General features: G+C 66.5%; 15 protein-coding genes. 7 read left to right on the top strand and 8 right to left on the bottom strand.

Annotated features, from left to right (window positions below; all coding sequences use genetic code 11):
• Positions 1 to 509 precede the first annotated feature (509 nt).
• From mdtD to ACW5IY_RS16500, 5 genes are all read right to left on the bottom strand, one after another.
• Positions 510 to 1,919, bottom strand: coding sequence for a multidrug transporter subunit MdtD (gene mdtD, locus ACW5IY_RS16520; protein WP_010482759.1), 1,410 nt, complete (start codon positions 1,917 to 1,919; stop codon positions 510 to 512).
• 92 nt (positions 1,920 to 2,011) lie between these two features.
• Complete coding sequence (gene hemE, locus ACW5IY_RS16515; RefSeq protein ID WP_049435244.1) at positions 2,012 to 3,094, bottom strand: uroporphyrinogen decarboxylase; 1,083 nt, start codon at positions 3,092 to 3,094, stop codon at positions 2,012 to 2,014.
• A 26-nt stretch (positions 3,095 to 3,120) separates the two neighbouring features.
• The gene (locus ACW5IY_RS16510) at positions 3,121 to 3,360 is read right to left on the bottom strand and encodes a WGR domain-containing protein (RefSeq protein ID WP_049435245.1); all 240 of its coding nucleotides are present in this window, start codon (positions 3,358 to 3,360) and stop codon (positions 3,121 to 3,123) included.
• 120 nt (positions 3,361 to 3,480) lie between these two features.
• Positions 3,481 to 4,593 (bottom strand): 3-dehydroquinate synthase, encoded by a 1,113-nt coding sequence (aroB, locus tag ACW5IY_RS16505; protein ID WP_049435247.1) that lies wholly within the window; start codon positions 4,591 to 4,593, stop codon positions 3,481 to 3,483.
• Positions 4,590 to 5,132 (bottom strand): shikimate kinase, encoded by a 543-nt coding sequence (locus ACW5IY_RS16500; RefSeq protein ID WP_049435248.1) that lies wholly within the window; start codon positions 5,130 to 5,132, stop codon positions 4,590 to 4,592. Before ACW5IY_RS16500 ends, aroB begins: the two co-directional genes overlap by 4 nt.
• A 98-nt stretch (positions 5,133 to 5,230) precedes the next feature.
• Here ACW5IY_RS16500 and ACW5IY_RS16495 point away from each other — a divergent pair, with 98 nt between their 5' ends.
• A complete protein-coding gene (locus ACW5IY_RS16495; RefSeq protein WP_049435250.1) occupies positions 5,231 to 5,434 on the top strand; it encodes a dodecin family protein in 204 nt (67 codons plus the stop codon).
• A gap of 6 nt (positions 5,435 to 5,440) precedes the next feature.
• Here the strand turns inward: ACW5IY_RS16495 and ACW5IY_RS16490 are convergent, their stop codons facing one another.
• A complete protein-coding gene (locus ACW5IY_RS16490; RefSeq protein ID WP_049435251.1) occupies positions 5,441 to 6,268 on the bottom strand; it encodes a kinase in 828 nt (275 codons plus the stop codon).
• A 40-nt stretch (positions 6,269 to 6,308) separates the two neighbouring features.
• Here ACW5IY_RS16490 and pdxH point away from each other — a divergent pair, with 40 nt between their 5' ends.
• On the top strand, positions 6,309 to 6,908 hold the full coding sequence (gene pdxH / locus ACW5IY_RS16485; protein ID WP_049435253.1) for a pyridoxamine 5'-phosphate oxidase: 600 nt from the start codon (positions 6,309 to 6,311) through the stop codon (positions 6,906 to 6,908).
• 49 nt (positions 6,909 to 6,957) lie between these two features.
• Here pdxH and ACW5IY_RS16480 read toward each other — a convergent pair whose 3' ends face one another.
• Together ACW5IY_RS16480 and prpR are read right to left on the bottom strand one after the other, a co-directional pair.
• Positions 6,958 to 7,920: an IS110 family transposase gene (locus ACW5IY_RS16480; protein ID WP_049435254.1), complete on the bottom strand. Its 963-nt coding sequence runs from the start codon at positions 7,918 to 7,920 to the stop codon at positions 6,958 to 6,960.
• Between the two features lie 272 nt (positions 7,921 to 8,192).
• Complete coding sequence (gene prpR, locus ACW5IY_RS16475; protein WP_049435255.1) at positions 8,193 to 9,776, bottom strand: propionate catabolism operon regulatory protein PrpR; 1,584 nt, start codon at positions 9,774 to 9,776, stop codon at positions 8,193 to 8,195.
• Between the two features lie 154 nt (positions 9,777 to 9,930).
• Between prpR and prpB the strand changes: the two genes are divergently transcribed.
• The 5 genes from prpB to ACW5IY_RS16450 all read left to right on the top strand — a co-directional run bounded on the left by prpB (position 9,931) and on the right by ACW5IY_RS16450 (position 17,548).
• Positions 9,931 to 10,824, top strand: coding sequence for a methylisocitrate lyase (prpB, locus tag ACW5IY_RS16470; RefSeq protein WP_049435301.1), 894 nt, complete (start codon positions 9,931 to 9,933; stop codon positions 10,822 to 10,824).
• A gap of 36 nt (positions 10,825 to 10,860) precedes the next feature.
• Positions 10,861 to 12,018, top strand: coding sequence for a bifunctional 2-methylcitrate synthase/citrate synthase (gene prpC, locus ACW5IY_RS16465; protein ID WP_010482770.1), 1,158 nt, complete (start codon positions 10,861 to 10,863; stop codon positions 12,016 to 12,018).
• Positions 12,019 to 12,115: 97 nt separating this feature from the next.
• Positions 12,116 to 14,734: a Fe/S-dependent 2-methylisocitrate dehydratase AcnD gene (gene acnD, locus ACW5IY_RS16460; RefSeq protein WP_049435257.1), complete on the top strand. Its 2,619-nt coding sequence runs from the start codon at positions 12,116 to 12,118 to the stop codon at positions 14,732 to 14,734.
• 50 nt (positions 14,735 to 14,784) lie between these two features.
• The gene (gene prpF, locus ACW5IY_RS16455; RefSeq protein ID WP_049435258.1) at positions 14,785 to 15,963 is read left to right on the top strand and encodes a 2-methylaconitate cis-trans isomerase PrpF; all 1,179 of its coding nucleotides are present in this window, start codon (positions 14,785 to 14,787) and stop codon (positions 15,961 to 15,963) included.
• Between the two features lie 124 nt (positions 15,964 to 16,087).
• On the top strand, positions 16,088 to 17,548 hold the full coding sequence (locus ACW5IY_RS16450; protein WP_049435259.1) for a bifunctional 2-methylcitrate dehydratase/aconitate hydratase: 1,461 nt from the start codon (positions 16,088 to 16,090) through the stop codon (positions 17,546 to 17,548).
• Positions 17,549 to 17,596: the final 48 nt, after the last annotated feature.

Genomic DNA, 17,596 nt, shown 5'->3' with positions numbered 1-17,596 from the left:
CAGGGCCTGCGGCCCTGCACCCGCTACACGCAACGGCAACAGCTGAAGCAACAGCCGAAGCAAAAGCTGGCTTCCTGTGGGATGGCGGGGTGGATCCGGTTGTGGGAGACGCCGTAAACCCATCCATGGGGGCTTGGCCGCGGCATCCATGCCGCGGACACTCCCGCAACCGGACCCACCCCGCCTTCGACAGAATCCTGCGATCTGCAGTAGATCCACGCCATGCGTGGATGCGTTTCGATTTCAATTCGAAATATTCGATCTCGATGGAGATTCATCCATGCATGGCGTGGCTCTACAGGCCACCGGGAAACTGTCGAAGGCGGGGTGCCGTGGGTTTGCGGGGTGTGAGCCGCATGGATGCGGCGACCAAGCCCCCATGGACGGGTTCACGGCGGCCCCGCAAACCCACGGTACCCCGCCATCCCACGGAATTCTGCTTTGGCTGTTGCTTCAGCTGTTGCCGTTGCGTGTAGCGGGTGCAGGGCCGCAGGCCCTGCCGAACCCCCTTATTCCGCTACGTGCTCGACCTGCCGTGGCTCCGGCTTGGTATCGGGCAGCTGCCAGAAGATCATCGTCGAAGTCAGCGTGATCGCGCCCACGCACAGGAACGTCGCATGCAGCGCCGCGGTCGCGCTGTTGCTGTCCAGGTGGTTGCCGAACGCGGCCAGCAGGCTGCCCGCAGCGGCGGCACCGAAACCAGCGGCGAGCATCATCACCATCGACAGCAGGCTGTTGCCGGAACTGGCGAATTCGCGGTCCAGGTCGCGCAGGGTCACGGTGTTCATCACGGTGAACTGCAGTGAATTGACCGCACCGAAGAACGCCAGCTGCAGCAGGCGCCAGGCCAGGTGCTGGCCCGGTGTCATCAGGATGAAGCTGGCCATCGCCAGGCCGACCAGCACGGTGTTGACCATCAGCACGCGGCGGTAGCCGTAGCGCTCAACCAGCTTTACCGCCAGCTTCTTCGACACCATGCCGGCCGCTGCCACCGGCACCATCATCAGGCCGGCGTTCATCGGGCCCAGGCCCAGGCCGACCTGCAGCAGCAGCGGGATCAGCATCGGCATGGCGCTGCTGCCGATGCGCGAGAACAGGTTACCGAGGATACCGATGCGATAGCTGGGCACGCGGAACAGGGCCAGCGAGAACAAGGGGGCGGTGGAGTTGGCGGCGTGCAGCCAGTAGCCCACCAGCGCAGCCAGGCCGGCCACGGTCATCAGCATCACCAGCGCATGTGGCGTGCCGAGTCCAGAGATGCCGTCCAGCGCCAGTGACAGCACCACCATCGCGAAGGCCAGCATGATGTAGCCGCGCAGGTCGAAGCGGGTGCGATGGCTGGCGTAGTGGTCCGGCATGATCTTCATCGCAGCGATGAAACCGATCACGCCGATCGGCAGGTTGATCAGGAAAACCCAGTGCCACGAGGCGATCTCGACCAGCCAGCCGCCCAGCGTCGGACCGATCAACGGGCCGACCAGGGCGGGGATGGCGATGAAGCTCATCGCGCGCAGGAAATCCTCGCGCGGCACCGAACGCATCACCGCCAGGCGACCGACCGGCAGCAGCATCGCGCCACCGATGCCCTGCAGCACGCGCGCACCGACCAGCTGGTGCAGGTGCTGGGCCAGCGCGCAGGCCAGCGAGCCGAGGGTGAACAGGATGATCGCCACCAGGAAGGTGCGGCGGGTGCCGTAGCGGTCAGCGATCCAGCCGGAGGCGGGAATGAAGGTAGCCACCGCCAGCGCATAGCTGAACACCACCGACTGCATCTGCAGCGGGCTTTCGCCCAGGCTGGCGGCCATCGCCGGCAACGCCGTGTTGACGATGGTCGAGTCCAGCATCTGCATGAAGATCGCCAACGAAACCAACCACAGCAGGGGGCGCTGGCGGTTGTAGGTCGATGGCGAGGTGGACATGGGGCGCGGCCGGTGCAGCGTGGGGGAGACCATGATCGCGCACTGCGGGTCACGGCGCGATCAACATCGCGCCGCAACCGTATGCCGAATGCTCAGCGCTGGCTGTGCGCGTGTACCGCGTCCACCAGCACCTGCACGTGCGCCGGGTCCATGTCCGGCGACATGCCGTGGCCAAGATTGAACACATGGCCCTCGCGCGAACCACCGTTGCCCGCGGCATAGGTGTCGAGCACGCGTGCGGCAGCGGCGGCGATCGCATCCGGCGAGGCGTACAGCGTGGTCGGGTCGAGGTTGCCCTGCAGGGCAACGCGGCCACCGGTGCGGCGCATGGCCTCGTCCAGGTCCAGCGTCCAGTCCAGGCCCAGCGCATCGGCGCCGGTCTGCGACAGCGTTTCCAGATGCAGGCCGGTGCCCTTGCCGAACAGGATCAGCGGCGTGCGCTCGCTGCCTTCGCCACGCTCCAGGCCCTCGGCAATGCGCTGCAGGTAACGCAGCGAGAACTCGCGGTACATCGACGGCGACAGCACGCCACCCCAGGTGTCGAACACCTGCAGCGCCTGCGCACCAGCCGCACGCTGCGCGCCGAGGTAGGCGATCACCGCTTCAGTGGTGACCTCCAGCAGGCGGTGCAGGGCCTGGGGGTGGTTCAGCGCCATCGCCTTGATGCGCGCAAAGTCCTTGCTGCCGCCGCCTTCCACCATGTAGCAGGCCAGCGTCCACGGGCTGCCGGAGAAGCCGATCAACGGCACCTGGCCATCCAGTTCGCGGCGGATCAGGCGCACGGCGTCCATCACATAGCCCAGGTCCTGCTCCATGTCCGGCACCGCCAGCCTGGCGATGGCCGCTTCATCACGCACCGGGTGGCGGAACTTCGGGCCTTCGCCTTCGACGAAGTACAGCTCCAGACCCATCGCATCGGGGATGGTGAGGATGTCCGAGAACAGGATGGCCGCGTCCAGCGGGAAGCGGCGCAGCGGCTGCAGGGTGACTTCGCAGGCGATCTCCGGATTCTTGGCCATGGCCAGGAAGCTGCCGGCCTTGGCCCGGGTCGCGCGGTACTCCGGCAGGTAGCGGCCGGCCTGGCGCATCAGCCAGACGGGGGTGCAGTCCACCGGTTCGCGGCGCAGGGCGCGCAGCAGGCGATCATTGCGGAGAGGGCTGGTCACGATGGGCATTCCTTGGACGAAAGTTGGCAGCGGCGTCAGTCGCCGTGCGAAAGGATCTGGAAGCCGCGATGCAGTTCGGCATCGCGGGCCTTCTCGAAAGCATGGCGGGCTTCGTCGGCCTGCAGGAACAGCTCGCGCCGCAGCTGCGAGCGGGCACCGACGCGGCCGCTTTCGCGCAGCAGTTCCCAGCCGCCGAACAGTTCCGGCTGCAGGCTCAGGCGCAGGAAGCGCGGTGCCTGCGCACCGGCGTCGGGATGTTGCAGGTAGACGTGCATGGCGCCGATTGTATCGCCCCGGGGCGGCACGGACCTGTAGAGCCGAGCCCACGCTCGGCTGCGCTTCATGCCGCAGCACAATCCGTCAGCGCTGGGCCATGCCCAGCGAACGCGGAAAGGTCAGCCCGCGCCCAGCACCTTCAGCACCGCCTCCTCATCCACGTCCGGCACCACCTCGGCACGGCCCATGCCGCGCCACAGCACCAGGCGCAGGCGGCCGGCCACGTTCTTCTTGTCCAGCCGCATGCGGCCGAGCAGGGCCTGTGGGTCCAGCCCGGCCGGAATCGCCACCGGCAGGCCAAGGCGTTCCAGAAGCGACTGCAGGCGCGCGCGGTCGGCATCCTCGGCCAGGCCCAGGTGGGTGGACAGCTTCGCCGCCAGCACCATGCCCACCGCCACGGCCTCGCCGTGGTTCAGCGCATCGCGGCCCGGGGCCGAGTAGCCCTGTTCGGTCTCGATGGCATGGCCGAAGGTGTGGCCCAGGTTGAGCAGGGCACGCTCGCCCTTCTCGAACGGATCGCGCTCGACGATGGCGGCCTTGTGCCGGCAGCTGCGCGCGATGGCTTCGGAAAGCACGTTGTCTTCACCGGCGATCAGCGCATCGGCATGCTGCTGCAGCCATTCGAAGAACACGGCATCGCCCAGCGCGCCGTACTTCACCACTTCGGCCAGGCCGGCACGCAGTTCGCGCGGCGGCAGGGTAGCCAGCACGCGGGTATCGGCAATGACCGCACGCGGCGGATGGAAGGCGCCGACCAGGTTCTTGCCGGCCGGAATGTCGACCGCGGTCTTGCCGCCCACCGACGAATCGACCATCGCCAACAGGGTGGTCGGCAGCTGCACGCAGTCCACGCCGCGCATCCAGCAGGCGGCTGCAAAACCGGCGAGATCACCGACCACGCCACCGCCGAGGGCGAACACACAGGCGTCGCGGGTGGCGCCGAGCGCGGCCAGTGCTTCGATCGCACGGCCGAACTCGGCCAGGGTCTTGGAGGCTTCGCCCGCGGCCAGCACATGCTCGCCGACGATCAGGTCGGGGCGTGCAGCCAACAGCGTCTGCTTCACGGCGTCCAGATAGCGTGGGGCCACTTCGCTGTCGCTGAGCAGCAGCACGTGGCGGCCGCGCACGTGCGACGCCAGCGCAGCGCCGTCGGCCTGGGCACCGGCGCCGATGGTGATGGAGTAAGGGCGGTCGCCGCCAACGGCGACCTGCAGCAGGGCGGGGGAAGTCATGCGGTCAGGTCCTGGCGCTGCCATTGCGTGGCCAGCTTGACCACCAGGTGGGCGGTCGCGTCGGCAGCGGTATACGGGTCGGTATCAAGAGTGAGGTCGGCCAGTTCGCGGTACAGCGGGTCGCGGTGTGCGGCCAGATCGTGCAGCACCTGCTCGCGGTCCGGGCGCTGCAGCAGCGGCCGGCCCTTGTCGCGGGCCAGGCGTTCAAGCTGCGCGGCCACGCTGACCCGCAGGTAGACCACGAAGCCACGCTCGGCGATCAGTGCACGGTTTTCGGGATCCAGCACCGCGCCGCCACCGGTGGAGACCAGCTGGCCGCGGCCTCCCAGCACGCGGGCCAGAGCCTCGCGTTCATGGCTGCGGAAGCCGGCTTCGCCGGAGTGCTCGAAGATGGTCGGGATGCTGGCGCCGGCGGCATCGACGATGGCCTGGTCGACATCGACGAAGTCCAGCGTGAAGCGCTCGGCGAGGCGGCGGCCGATGCAGGTTTTGCCGGCGCCCATCGGGCCGATCAGGATCAGGTTCGGAGCAGGATTCATGCCCTCTGATGCTAACACCTCCGTGCCCTGGCCTTTACGTTCTTCACGTCAGGGTAGGCGTTCCTGCGGGGTCTCCCGCGCCAGCCGGAGTACAGGCCATGACGGTCGCCAAGGTCATCGAAATTACCGCCTCCTCACCAAAAAGCGTGGAGGACGCCGTGCGCAGCGGGCTGAAGAAGGTCTCCGGGACGGTCAAGGGCATCCAGGGCGCCTGGGTGAACGAGACCAAGGTGGTCACCAATGGCAGTGGCGAGATCACCGAATGGCGGGTCAACCTGCGGGTGACCTTCCTGGTGGAATAGGCGCGCTCAGCGCACTTCCTGCACCTGTCGCTGGCCGTCCAGCACCACCACGTGGTCGGCCAGGGCGGGCAGGGCACGCAGCGCCTGGCGGCTGACCCGCTCGTAGTACTGCACGAAGCGCTCCAGTTGTGGCCGGCTCATGCCGTGCCGGCCCGGCTGCGCGGCCTGCAGGTTCTGCTCCTGCTGCCAGCGCCAGCGTGGTACCACTGAAAAATCCGGCGGCTGCAGGAACCACAGGCCGTCGCAGCGCTGCCAGAGCGCGGGGTAGTCGCGGGCCAGCGCCTGGTTGCACCAGCGACGCCAGCGGCCGTCGGCGTCGGCTTCGCGTTCCAGCGCGTTCAGTGGGCTGTCCAGTGCGTCGTCGTTCTGAGCGGGCGTGCCCAGGAACCAGCCTTCGAACACCAGCAGGTCGAGGGGCTGCTCGATACGTGGCCATTGCGCTTCGGGTAGTCGTTCGTCGGCCAGCTTGTCGAAGCGGGGCAATGCGAAGGGCTGGCGCGCGGCCACGGCGTCCAATACCGCATGGGCCAGCGGCAGGTCGTGAGTGCCCGGCGGGCCGCGGGTGATCAGCAGCGGGTGCACCTGGCGGGCCAGTCGCTGGCGCTGCACGCGGGTCAGGTAGACATCATCGATCGACAGCGTCGCCGCGTTCAGGCCGCGTGCCTGTGCACGTGCCACCACCTGCGCGGCCAGCGTCGATTTGCCGCTCCCCTGCAGGCCGCTGATCGCCAATACTGGAACTGCTGCGCCGCTGCCCAGTGCATCGTCCAGCACCTGTTCGGCCAATGTTTCGGGGAATCCTTTCACCTGGGGCATATACGCAGCAGCGGCCATGCAGCCACAATAGCCCAATCCGTGTGAGAAGAACGCAATCATGAGCGACCTGTACGCCGAAGCCCTGTCCACGTTTGCCGGCCTGTTCGAAGAGGCCAAACAGAGCCGCGAGGTCGAGCCGAACGCGATGACCGTGGCCACTGCCGATACGCACGGCCGTCCCTCGGCACGTACCGTGCTGCTGAAGGCGTTCGATGAGCGTGGCTTCGTCTTCTACACCCACCTGGACAGCCACAAGGGCCAGGAACTTCATGCCAACCCGCAGGCCGCGCTGCTGTTCCTGTGGCGCAGCCTGCGCGAAGCCGGCATCCAGGTGCGCATTGAAGGCCGTGTGGAGCAGGTTGCCGATGCCGAGGCCGACGCCTATTTCGCCAGCCGCCCACGCATGAGCCAGATCGGCGCCTGGGCCTCGCAGCAGTCGAAGACGCTGGCAACGCGTGAAGAGTTCGATGCGCGCGTTGCCGGGATCGAAGCCCGCTTCGAGGGCAAGGACGTGCCGCGTCCTGAAGGCTGGAGCGGCCTGCGCGTGGTGCCCGACCGCATCGAATTCTGGTACGGCGCGCAGTTCCGCCTGCACGAACGCTGGTGCTATGAAGCCGGTGCCGAAGGGCGCTGGAGCAAGCGCCTGCTGTACCCGTAAGTCGGGGCGGTGCCGGGGCTGCTGTAGAGCCGAGATCCTATGTTCGCGGTCAAGCCTGCTGGAAGCAGGCTTGACCCATTTTCAGCATGGCTGGGTCAAAGTCCCGGCCGCTCTTGAAGACGCCCCAGGCGATCTTGGCTAGTTTTCTCGCCAGAATGTTGAAAGTGGCAGTACTGCTGTGGCCGCGCTCGCGGATGGCGTTGTAGAGAGGCTTGCCACCCTTTGAGCGGGTCAGGCCCATGGCTGCCATGTAGAGGATCTGACGCAAACCGGCGCTGCCGCGTTTGGACAGGCGACGCCGACCGATCCGTGCGCCGGATTCGTTGGGTCGCGGATCCAGGCCGGTGCAGGCAATCCAGGCGTCCGAGCTGGCCAAGGGCCAGCGCGTGATGTGATGGGTAATGAACGCCGCCACCGTCGGTCCGATCCCCGGAATGGTCATGATTCGTCGATACAGATCGTGCTGTTCACCACTGCGGCACAACCGTTGGATCTCTTGATCCAGCAGGGCGATGGCCTCTTTCAGGCTACTGAAAACCCCTCCGAAGAGTGCGGATTCTGATGCTCCCGACCCCAGCGAGAGATTGAGCTTCGTCTTGCTCCTGACCAAGCTGTCACGTTGCTGGAGCAGTACATGCAGCCGCTCCTGCGCAGGCGAACGGGCGACATGCTCGTGCAGATTGTCGGCCTCCTTGGCGATGTAGCGCGCGATAACCTGTGCGTCGCCAGAGTCGGTCTTGCCGCGGCAAGCCACCCCCTTGGCGTAATGCTTGATGTCGCGCGGATTGAGCACAAAGACCGCGTGGCCGGCCTTCTGGGCAGATTGAGCCACAAGCTCGTGGTAGCGATTGGTCGCCTCCACCCCAATGCGAGTCCTGGTCGGCAGGCCGGACAGCCACTTACCGATGGCCGACGCTGAATTGGGGATTCGAGTGCTGCCCTTGGTGCCATGGCGCGCCACCACAAGGCTCTTTGAGTCGGCATCGATGCCGACGGCCAAACGATCTGACATCTGCGTAACTCCCAGCTATTGTTGAGGGGCTGGGGTGGTACCGCACCACGTTGGCTTGCCTACATCGGCGGTCCTCAAAGGCCGCTAGATCCTTTATCGACGTTAAGGTGCGGGATGGGGATCGCTCGGCTCGTCTGTCGGCTGCTACCCGCAGATATCATGTTGACGGTCCCTCCACCCTGGCTCCTACATACCGCGTAGGAGCCGGGAGGAACATACAAGCCCATGCTCGGCTGCTGTCCGTGCAGAAGCAGCCGAGCATGGGCTCGGCTCTACAGACCCTCCGCGCGCAGCCAGCGCCACAGTGTGGTGCGTGATACGCCCAGCGCCTGTGCCATGCCCTCGCGGTCATTGCGATGTTCCTGCAGCAATGCTTCCAGCTGCGCACGCGGCGGGCGTTTGCCGTTGGTCTCCAGAGACAGGGCCGTGGCGCCTTCGCTCCTCAGCTCCGGCGCCAGCTGCAGCAGCCGTGCCGCATCAATCAGGCCTTCTCCAGGCTGCCAGTGGATGCGCAGGCGATCCACCAGATTGCGTAGTTCGCGCACGTTGCCGGGCCACTCGGCGGTGGTCAACATTGCCATCGCAGCTTCGTCCAGTGGCGCGTCGATGCCGCGCAGCTGGCGGAAGAAGTGCTGTGCCAGCAGCGGAATGTCTCCGCGCCGGGCACGCAGCGAGGGCAGGGCGATGCGCAGCGCCGCCAGCCGGTAATACAGGTCGCGACGGAAGCTGCCTGCTGCTGCGCGCTGCTCCAGCGATTGCAGCGTGGCGGCTACCACGCGCAGGTCGACCGGGGTCGGTTCGGTTGCGCCCACGCGCAGCACTTCGCGCTCTTCCAGCACGCGCAGCAGGCGGGTCTGCAGCGGCAGCGGCAGTTCGCCGATCTCATCCAGGAACAAGGTGCCGCCATCTGCGGCCTCGACCAGGCCGACGCGGCCGCCGCGCCGCGCGCCGGTGAAGGCGCCATCGCTGTAGCCGAACAGCTCCGCCTCCAGCAGCGATTCGCTGATGGCGCCACAGTTCAGCGCGACGAAGCGCCCACGACGACCGCTGGCGGCGTGCAGCTGGCGTGCCACCAGTTCCTTGCCGGTGCCGGTTTCGCCACTGACCAGCACGGTGCTGTCGTGCGGTGCATAAAGCGCGATCTGTGCGCGTACCTGTGCCATCGCATCGCTGTCGCCGAGCAGTTCATGCGCGTCGGCCCGTACTGCCGGGCGCCGGCGTGGGGTGGATCGGTTGCCACTGGAGCGGGCCAGCGTCTGGGTCAGTTCCAGCGCATGCTCGAACGCCTGCCGCACCGAGTCGGCCGAGTACAGCAGCACGCCGGGCAGGCCGGCCTGTTCGGCGTGATCGATGGCCATGCCGGTGCCGACGATCACTTCGATGCCATTGGCGCGCAGGTCAGCGATGCAGTCGCGGGCGTCCTCGCGGGTGACGAAACGGCGATGCTCGATATCCAGGCCGAAACTCTGCTGGAAGTTGCTGAACACCGGTACGTCGCTGGCGTGGGTGACCAGGCCGATGCGGCTGGCGATCCGTCGTGCCCGGGCCAGCGCTTCCATCAGGTCGAAGCCGTTGGCCTGGATCGGCACCAGCGGCAGCTCCAGCCGGCCGCGCAGCCAGGCCGCGTTGGAGCCGCCTGCGATGACCACGTCGCAGTGCTCGCGGCGCAGGCGCTGGCCGATCACGTCCACGGCTTCCTCGAAACCGAGGTTGATCTGTTCGATGCGCGCGCGGCGGTCGAACTCCGGAATGACGTCGCCGAGCAGACCGGTCAGCCGCGAAACGCTGACGGTCCAGATCACCGGGCGACCGGGGTCGGCGTCGGCGTGGCGCAGGGGCGAGCGGGGCAGATACATGGCGGCGTGCGTGGGACGTGGTGTTTCATGATACATCTGTTTCAATGTTTCATTTGTTTCACCGCTGCATGGCAGTCATGCCCGTGAAATCAACGGCTTGCAGCTTGGCATGGTGCTTGCGCTTTCTTTTCCGTACTTCAACCTGGATTGCCGCATGACCGCTTCCACTCCTTTCTCTGCCGGTGCCCGCTTCCGTGAGGCGCTGGCTGCCGAATCGCCGTTGCAGGTGATCGGCGCGATCAACGCCAACCACGCCTTGCTGGCCAAGCGCGCCGGCTTCCGCGCCATCTATCTGTCCGGTGGCGGTGTGGCCGCGGGCTCGCTGGGCCTGCCGGACCTGGGTATCAACAGCCTGGAAGATGTGCTGGTGGACGTGCGCCGCATCACCGATGTCTGCGACCTGCCGCTGATGGTCGACATCGATACCGGCTTCGGCCCGAGTGCGTTCAACATCGCGCGCACCGTGAAGTCGCTGATCAAGGCCGGCGCGGCCGCCTGCCACATCGAAGACCAGGTCGGCGCCAAGCGCTGCGGTCACCGCCCGGGCAAGGAGATCGTCTCGCAGGGTGAAATGGTCGACCGCGTGAAGGCGGCTGCCGATGCCAAGACCGATCCGGAGTTCTTCCTGATCGCGCGCACCGACGCCATCCAGGTGGACGGCGTGGACAAGGCCATCGAGCGCGCCATCGCCTGCGTCGAGGCCGGTGCCGATGGCATCTTTGCCGAGGCCGCCTACGACCTGGAGACCTACCGCCGCTTCGTCGACGCGGTGAAGGTGCCGGTGCTGGCCAACATCACCGAGTTCGGCGCCACCCCGCTGTTCAGTCGCGATGAACTGGCGTCGGCCGGAGTTGCCATCCAGCTGTTCCCGCTGTCGGCTTTCCGCGCCGCCAACAAGGCCGCCGAGAACGTCTACCAGGCGGTGCGCCGCGATGGTCATCAGCGCAATGTGGTGGAGACCATGCAGACCCGCGAAGAACTCTACGACCGCATCGGCTACCACGCGTTCGAGCAGCAGCTCGATGCACTGTTCGCCGCCAAGAAATAAGCAGTACCCTGCACCATCAGTTTTCGGAGGGAAAACATGAACGATACGACCGCAACCCCGACCTTCAAGCCGAAGAAGTCCGTCGCCCTGTCCGGCACCGCTGCCGGCAACACCGCGCTGTGCAGCGTGGGCCGTAGCGGCAATGACCTGCACTACCGTGGCTACGACATCCTGGACCTGGCCAACACCAGCGAGTTCGAGGAAATTGCCTACCTGCTTGTGCACGGCAAGCTGCCGACCCGCGCCGAGCTGGTTTCGTACAAGGCCAAGCTGAAGTCGCTGCGTGGCATCCCGGCGGCGGTGAAGGCGGCGCTGGAAGAGTTGCCGCCGTCGGCACACCCGATGGACGTGATGCGCACCGGCGTGTCCGTGCTCGGCTGCGTGGCGCCGGAGAAGGACGATCACAACCATCCGGGCGCACGTGACATCGCCGACAAGCTGATGGCCTGCCTCGGTTCGATGCTGCTGTACTGGTACCACTGGAGCCACAACGGCCGCGCCATCGACGTGGAAACCGACGATGACTCGATCGGTGGCCACTTCCTGCACCTGCTGCACGGCGAGAAGCCGCAGGAATCGTGGGTGAAGGCGATGCACACCTCGCTGATCCTGTACGCGGAACACGAGTTCAATGCCTCGACCTTCACCTGCCGTGTCATCGCCGGCACCGGCAGCGACATGTACAGCGCGATCTGCGGTGGCATCGGCGCGCTGCGCGGTCCGAAGCACGGCGGTGCCAACGAAGTGGCGTTCGAGGTACAGAAGCGCTACGACACCCCCGATGAGGCCGAGGAAGACATCAAGGCCCGCGTCGAGCGCAAGGAAGTGGTGATCGGTTTCGGCCACCCGGTCTACACCGTCTCCGATCCGCGCAACAAGGTGATCAAGGACGTGGCCCGCGAGCTGTCCGAAGAGCAGTCCAGCATGAAGATGTACGACATCGCCGAGCGCCTGGAATCGGTGATGTGGGACATCAAGAAGATGTTCCCGAACCTGGACTGGTTCAGCGCCGTGAGCTACCACATGATGGGCGTGCCGACCGCGATGTTCACTCCCCTGTTCGTGATCGCCCGCACCGCCGGCTGGAGCGCGCACATCGTCGAGCAGCGCATCGACGGCAAGATCATCCGCCCGAGCGCCAACTACATCGGTCCGGAAGACCGCGACTTCGTCGCCATCGACAAGCGCGTCTGATCCACCTGCTGTACCCATCCGGCCGGCCGCGTGCCGGCCGGATGCTTTCGCCGCCGCACCGCCGGCACCCGGCCCGCCTCAAGCACTCCGCCAGCCCATGAATACCGATTACCGCAAGAACCTCCCCGGCAGCGCGCTGGATTATTTCGACGCGCGTGCCGCTGTCGATGCGATCCAGCCCGGCGCCTACGCCACCCTGCCGTACACCTCGCGCGTGCTGGCCGAGAACCTGGTGCGCCGCTGCGATCCGGCCACGCTCGGCGATTCGCTGAAGCAGCTGATCGAGCGCCGTCGCGACCTGGATTTCCCGTGGTTCCCGGCGCGCGTGGTGTGCCACGACATCCTCGGCCAGACCGCGCTGGTCGACCTGGCGGGGTTGCGTGATGCGATCGCCGACAAGGGGGGTGACCCGGCCAAGGTCAACCCGGTGGTGCCGGTGCAGCTGATCGTCGATCACTCGCTGGCAGTGGAATGTGGTGGTTTCGATCCGCAGGCGTTCGAGAAGAACCGCGCCATTGAAGACCGCCGCAATGAAGACCGTTTCCACTTCATCGACTGGACCAAGCTGGCCTTCGAGAACGTGGACGTGATTCCGCCAGGTAACGGCATCATGCACCAGATCAATCTGGAGAAGATGTCGCCGGTGGTCTACGTGCAGGACGGCGTGGCCTTCCCGGATACCTGCGTGGGCACCGACAGCCACACCCCTCACGTGGATGCATTGGGCGTGATCGCCATCGGCGTTGGCGGCCTGGAGGCGGAGAACGTGATGCTGGGCCGCGCGTCTTGGATGCGCCTGCCCGACACCGTCGGTGTCGAACTGAGTGGCCGCCCGCAGCCGGGCATCACCGCTACCGACGTGGTACTGGCCCTCACCGAGTTCCTGCGCAAGGAACGCGTGGTCGGCGCGTGGCTTGAATTCTTCGGCGAGGGTGCCGCGGCACTGACCATCGGTGACCGCGCCACCATCTCCAACATGTGCCCCGAATACGGTGCCACCGCCGCGATGTTCTACATCGACGGGCAAACCATCGACTACCTGCGCCTGACCGGCCGCGAGGAATCGCAGGTAGCGCTGGTGGAAAACTACGCGCGTACCACCGGCCTGTGGGCCGATGACCTGGCCACCGCGCAGTACGAGCGCGTGCTGCGCTTTGACCTGTCCAGCGTGGTGCGCAACATGGCTGGCCCGTCCAACCCGCACAAGCGCGTGGCCACTGCCGAACTGGCCGAGCGCGGCATCGCCGACGAAGCCAAGCTGGAAGCCGGCAAGGCCGAGCAGGCGCAGGGCCTGATGCCCGATGGCGCGGTGATCATCGCCGCCATCACCAGCTGCACCAACACCTCCAACCCGCGCAACGTGATTGCCGCTGCACTGCTGGCGCGCAACGCCAACGCGCGTGGCCTGCAGCGCAAGCCGTGGGTGAAGTCGTCGCTGGCGCCGGGTTCCAAGGCCGTGCAGTTGTATCTGGAAGAATCCGGTCTGCTGCCCGACCTGGAACAGCTCGGCTTCGGCATCGTCGCCTTCGCCTGCACTACCTGCAATGGCATGAGCGGTGCGCTGGACCCGAAGATCCAGCAGGAAATCATCGACCGTGACCTGTACGCAACGGCTGTGCTGTCGGGTAACCGCAACTTCGATGGCCGCATCCACCCGTACGCCAAGCAGGCCTTCCTGGCCTCGCCGCCGCTGGTGATCGCCTACGCCATCGCCGGCACCGTCCGCTTCGATATCGAGAAGGACGTGCTGGGCGTGGATGCCGAGGGCAACGAAGTGCGCTTGAAGGACATCTGGCCAAGCGATGCCGAGATCGACGCGGTGGTGAAGGCCTCGGTGAAGCCCGAGCAGTTCCGCAAGGTCTACAACCCGATGTTCAACGTGCGCGTGGAGAACGGCGCTGCGGTCAGCCCGCTGTACGACTGGCGCCCGCAGAGCACCTACATCCGCCGCCCGCCGTACTGGGAGGGTGCACTGGCCGGTGAGCGTACGCTGGCTGGCATGCGCGCGCTCGCCGTGCTGCCGGACAACATCACCACCGACCACCTGTCGCCGTCCAACGCGATCATGGCTTCGAGTGCCGCTGGCGAATACCTGGCGAAGATGGGTCTGCCGGAAGAAGACTTCAATTCCTACGCGACGCATCGCGGCGACCACCTGACCGCGCAGCGCGCAACGTTCGCCAACCCGAAGCTGTTCAACGAGATGGTGCGCAACGACGATGGCAGCGTGAAGCAGGGCTCGCTGGCGCGCGTGGAGCCGGAAGGCAAGGTCATGCGCATGTGGGAAGCGATCGAGACCTACATGGACCGCAAGCAGCCGCTGATCATCATCGCCGGCGCCGACTACGGCCAGGGCAGCTCGCGTGACTGGGCCGCCAAGGGCGTGCGCCTGGCGGGCGTGGAAGCGATCGTGGCCGAGGGCTTCGAACGCATCCACCGTACCAACCTGATTGGCATGGGCGTGCTGCCGCTGGAGTTCAAGCCGGGCACCACCCGCCTGACCCTGGGCATCGACGGCACGGAGACCTTTGACGTGATCGGCGAGCGTACCCCGCGTGCCGAACTGACCCTGGTCATCCACCGCCGCGACGGCCAGGACGTGATCGTGCCGGTCACCTGCCGCCTGGACAGCGACGAGGAAGTAGCCATCTACGAGGCCGGCGGCGTGCTGCAGCGCTTCGCACAGGACTTCCTGGAAGGCGCCAAGGTAGCGTGACGCAACCGACGGCCCGGCAACGGGCCGTCTTTCATTGCAAGGGATCTTTCATGGCATTTCTCCCCCAACTCCGCATTCCCGCCACCTACATGCGCGGTGGCACCAGCAAGGGCGTGTTCTTCCGCCTGCAGGACCTGCCCGAAGCCGCGCAGGTGCCGGGTCCCGCGCGCGATGCGCTGCTGATGCGCGTGATCGGCTCGCCCGATCCGTATGGCAAGCAGACCGACGGCATGGGCGGCGCCACCTCCAGCACAAGCAAGTGCGTGATCATCTCCACCGCCTCGGTGCCGGACCACGACGTGGACTATCTGTACGGCCAGGTCTCGATCGACACCGCCTTCGTTGATTGGAGCGGCAACTGCGGCAACCTCAGCACCGCGGTCGGCCCGTTCGCGATTGCCAATGGCCTGATCGATCCCGCCCGCGTGCCGCGCGATGGCCTGTGCACCGTGCGCATCTGGCAGGCCAACATCGGCAAGACCATCATCGCCCACGTGCCGATGCGCGACGGCGAAGTGCAGGAGATCGGCGATTTCGAACTGGACGGCGTGACCTTCCCGGCGGCCGAGATCCAGCTCGAATTCATCGATCCGTCCGATGATGGCGACGCGGGTGCGATGTTCCCGACTGGCAATCTGGTAGACACCCTGGAGGTGCCGGGCGTGGGCAGCTTCGAGGTGACCATGATCACCGCCGGCATCCCGACGATCTTCCTCAACGCCGCCGACCTGGGCTACACCGGTACCGAGCTGCAGCCGGCGATCAACGAGGACAAGGGAGCGCTGGAGCGCTTCGAGAAGATCCGCGCCTACGGCGCCTTGCGCATGGGTCTGATCAGGAACCTGGAAGACGCGGCGACCCGCCAGCACACGCCGAAGGTGGCCTTCGTGGCACCGGCGCAGGACTACGTGTCGTCCAGCGGCAAGGCGATCCCGGCGTCGGCCATCGACCTGCACGTGCGTGCGTTGTCGATGGGCAAGCTGCACCACGCGATGATGGGTACCGCGGCGGTGGCGATCGGTACCGCCGCGGCAATCCCGGGCACGCTCGTCAATCGCGCCGCCGGTGGCGGCGAACGTGAGGCGGTGACCTTCGGCCATCCCTCGGGCACGTTGCGCGTGGGTGCGCAGGCTGGTCTCGTTGACGGCCAGTGGACAGTGACCAAGGCCATCATGAGCCGCAGCGCCCGTGTGCTGATGGAAGGCAAGATACGGGTGCCGGCCGAATGATGTGCTGGTAAACGCCAACCAGGGTTGGCGACTACCGGGCCGCAGAGACCGATTGCTTTGGTAGATGCCAACCTTGGTTGGCATGGTGCACGGGCAACCGTGCACCGCAACGAGGAGATCGACGATGTCCGACAACCACACCCCATCCAACGAGCGTGCAGCGTGGGATGCGCTGCTGGTGGATATCGTCGATTACGTGCGTGACGCCCGCATCGACTCACCGCTGGCGTTCCAGACCGCGCATCACTGCCTGCTTGATACGCTGGGCTGCGGCCTGGAAGCGCTATCCTTCCCGGCCTGCAGCAAACTGCTCGGTCCGCTGGTTCCGGGCATCAGCGTGGTCAACGGCGCGCGCGTACCGGGCACGCACTACGTGCTGGACCCGGTGCAGGCCGCCTTCAACATCGGCGCAATGGTGCGCTGGCTCGATTTCAACGACACCTGGCTGGCCGCCGAATGGGGCCATCCATCGGACAACCTGGGCGGCATCCTTGCCGTCCTTGATTGGCTGGGGCGCAACGCGCAGGCCCTGCGTCGTCCGCCGCCGACCGTGCACGACGTGCTGCTGGCGATGATCAAGGCGCACGAGATCCAGGGCGTGCTGGCCCTGCAGAATTCCTTCAACCGCGTCGGGCTGGACCATGTGGTGCTGGTCAAGGTGGCCACCACCGCCGTGGTCGCGCAGCTGCTCGGCCTGGACCGCGAACGCATGCTCAATGCAGTGTCGCTGGCCTGGGTTGATGGCCAGGCGCTGCGTACCTACCGGCACGCGCCTAATACCGGCTCGCGCAAGAGCTGGGCCGCTGGCGATGCGACCAGTCGTGGCGTGCGTCTGGCGCTGATGGCAGCCAGCGGCGAGATGGGCTACCCCAGCGTATTGAGTGCACCGACCTGGGGTTTCGAGGCCGTATCCATGCACGGTCAGGCACTGACGCTGGGGCGACCGCTGGGCAGCTATGTGATGGAGAACGTGCTGTTCAAGATCAGCTACCCGGCCGAGTTCCACGGCCAGACCGCAGTGGAGGCGGCGGTCACGCTGCACCAGCAGCTGCGCGCGATGGGACGGCGGGCCGAGGACATCGCGCACATCGCCATCCGCACCCAGGAAGCCTGCATCCGCATCATCGACAAGCAGGGGCCGTTGCATAACCCGGCCGACCGCGATCACTGCGTGCAGTACATGGTCGCCATCGCGTTGCTGCACGGGCGGCTGGTGGCCGAGGATTACGAGGACGACGTTGCCGCCGATCCGCGCATTGATGCGCTGCGCGCGAAGATGGCCTGCCATGAAGACCCGCAGCTCAGCGCGGATTATCTGGATCCGGACAAGCGCAGCATCGCCAACGGCCTGAGCGTGCGCTTTACCGACGGCAGCGAATTGCCGGAGGTACTGGTGGAATACCCGCTCGGCCACGCCCGACGCCGCGAGGAAGGCATTCCGCTGCTGATGGACAAGTTCCGCCGGCACCTGGCCCATCGCTTCCCGACCGCCCAGCAGCAGCGCATCTGGGCCGCTTCGCTGGACCCGGTGGCGCTGGCGGCGATGCCGGTGACCGACTACGTGGACCTGTACCTGCCGGGGTGAGGGCGCTCTGGTAGATGCCAACCTTGGTTGGCATGGGGGGGCGCCAAC

The organism is Stenotrophomonas sp. C-A (assembly GCF_054030835.1).
The sequence above is the reverse complement of the archived record's forward strand: the minus strand, read 5'-3'. Positions and strand labels throughout refer to the sequence as shown.

Coding starts and splice junctions, on each gene's coding strand:
- mdtD (WP_010482759.1), bottom strand. CDS start 1,919: ATGTCCACCTCGCCATCGACCTACAACCGCCAGCGCCCCCTGCTGTGG.
- hemE (WP_049435244.1), bottom strand. CDS start 3,094: ATGCCCATCGTGACCAGCCCTCTCCGCAATGATCGCCTGCTGCGCGCC.
- ACW5IY_RS16510 (WP_049435245.1), bottom strand. CDS start 3,360: ATGCACGTCTACCTGCAACATCCCGACGCCGGTGCGCAGGCACCGCGC.
- aroB (WP_049435247.1), bottom strand. CDS start 4,593: ATGACTTCCCCCGCCCTGCTGCAGGTCGCCGTTGGCGGCGACCGCCCT.
- ACW5IY_RS16500 (WP_049435248.1), bottom strand. CDS start 5,132: ATGAATCCTGCTCCGAACCTGATCCTGATCGGCCCGATGGGCGCCGGC.
- ACW5IY_RS16495 (WP_049435250.1), top strand. CDS start 5,231: ATGACGGTCGCCAAGGTCATCGAAATTACCGCCTCCTCACCAAAAAGC.
- ACW5IY_RS16490 (WP_049435251.1), bottom strand. CDS start 6,268: ATGGCCGCTGCTGCGTATATGCCCCAGGTGAAAGGATTCCCCGAAACA.
- pdxH (WP_049435253.1), top strand. CDS start 6,309: ATGAGCGACCTGTACGCCGAAGCCCTGTCCACGTTTGCCGGCCTGTTC.
- ACW5IY_RS16480 (WP_049435254.1), bottom strand. CDS start 7,920: ATGTCAGATCGTTTGGCCGTCGGCATCGATGCCGACTCAAAGAGCCTT.
- prpR (WP_049435255.1), bottom strand. CDS start 9,776: ATGTATCTGCCCCGCTCGCCCCTGCGCCACGCCGACGCCGACCCCGGT.
- prpB (WP_049435301.1), top strand. CDS start 9,931: ATGACCGCTTCCACTCCTTTCTCTGCCGGTGCCCGCTTCCGTGAGGCG.
- prpC (WP_010482770.1), top strand. CDS start 10,861: ATGAACGATACGACCGCAACCCCGACCTTCAAGCCGAAGAAGTCCGTC.
- acnD (WP_049435257.1), top strand. CDS start 12,116: ATGAATACCGATTACCGCAAGAACCTCCCCGGCAGCGCGCTGGATTAT.
- prpF (WP_049435258.1), top strand. CDS start 14,785: ATGGCATTTCTCCCCCAACTCCGCATTCCCGCCACCTACATGCGCGGT.
- ACW5IY_RS16450 (WP_049435259.1), top strand. CDS start 16,088: ATGTCCGACAACCACACCCCATCCAACGAGCGTGCAGCGTGGGATGCG.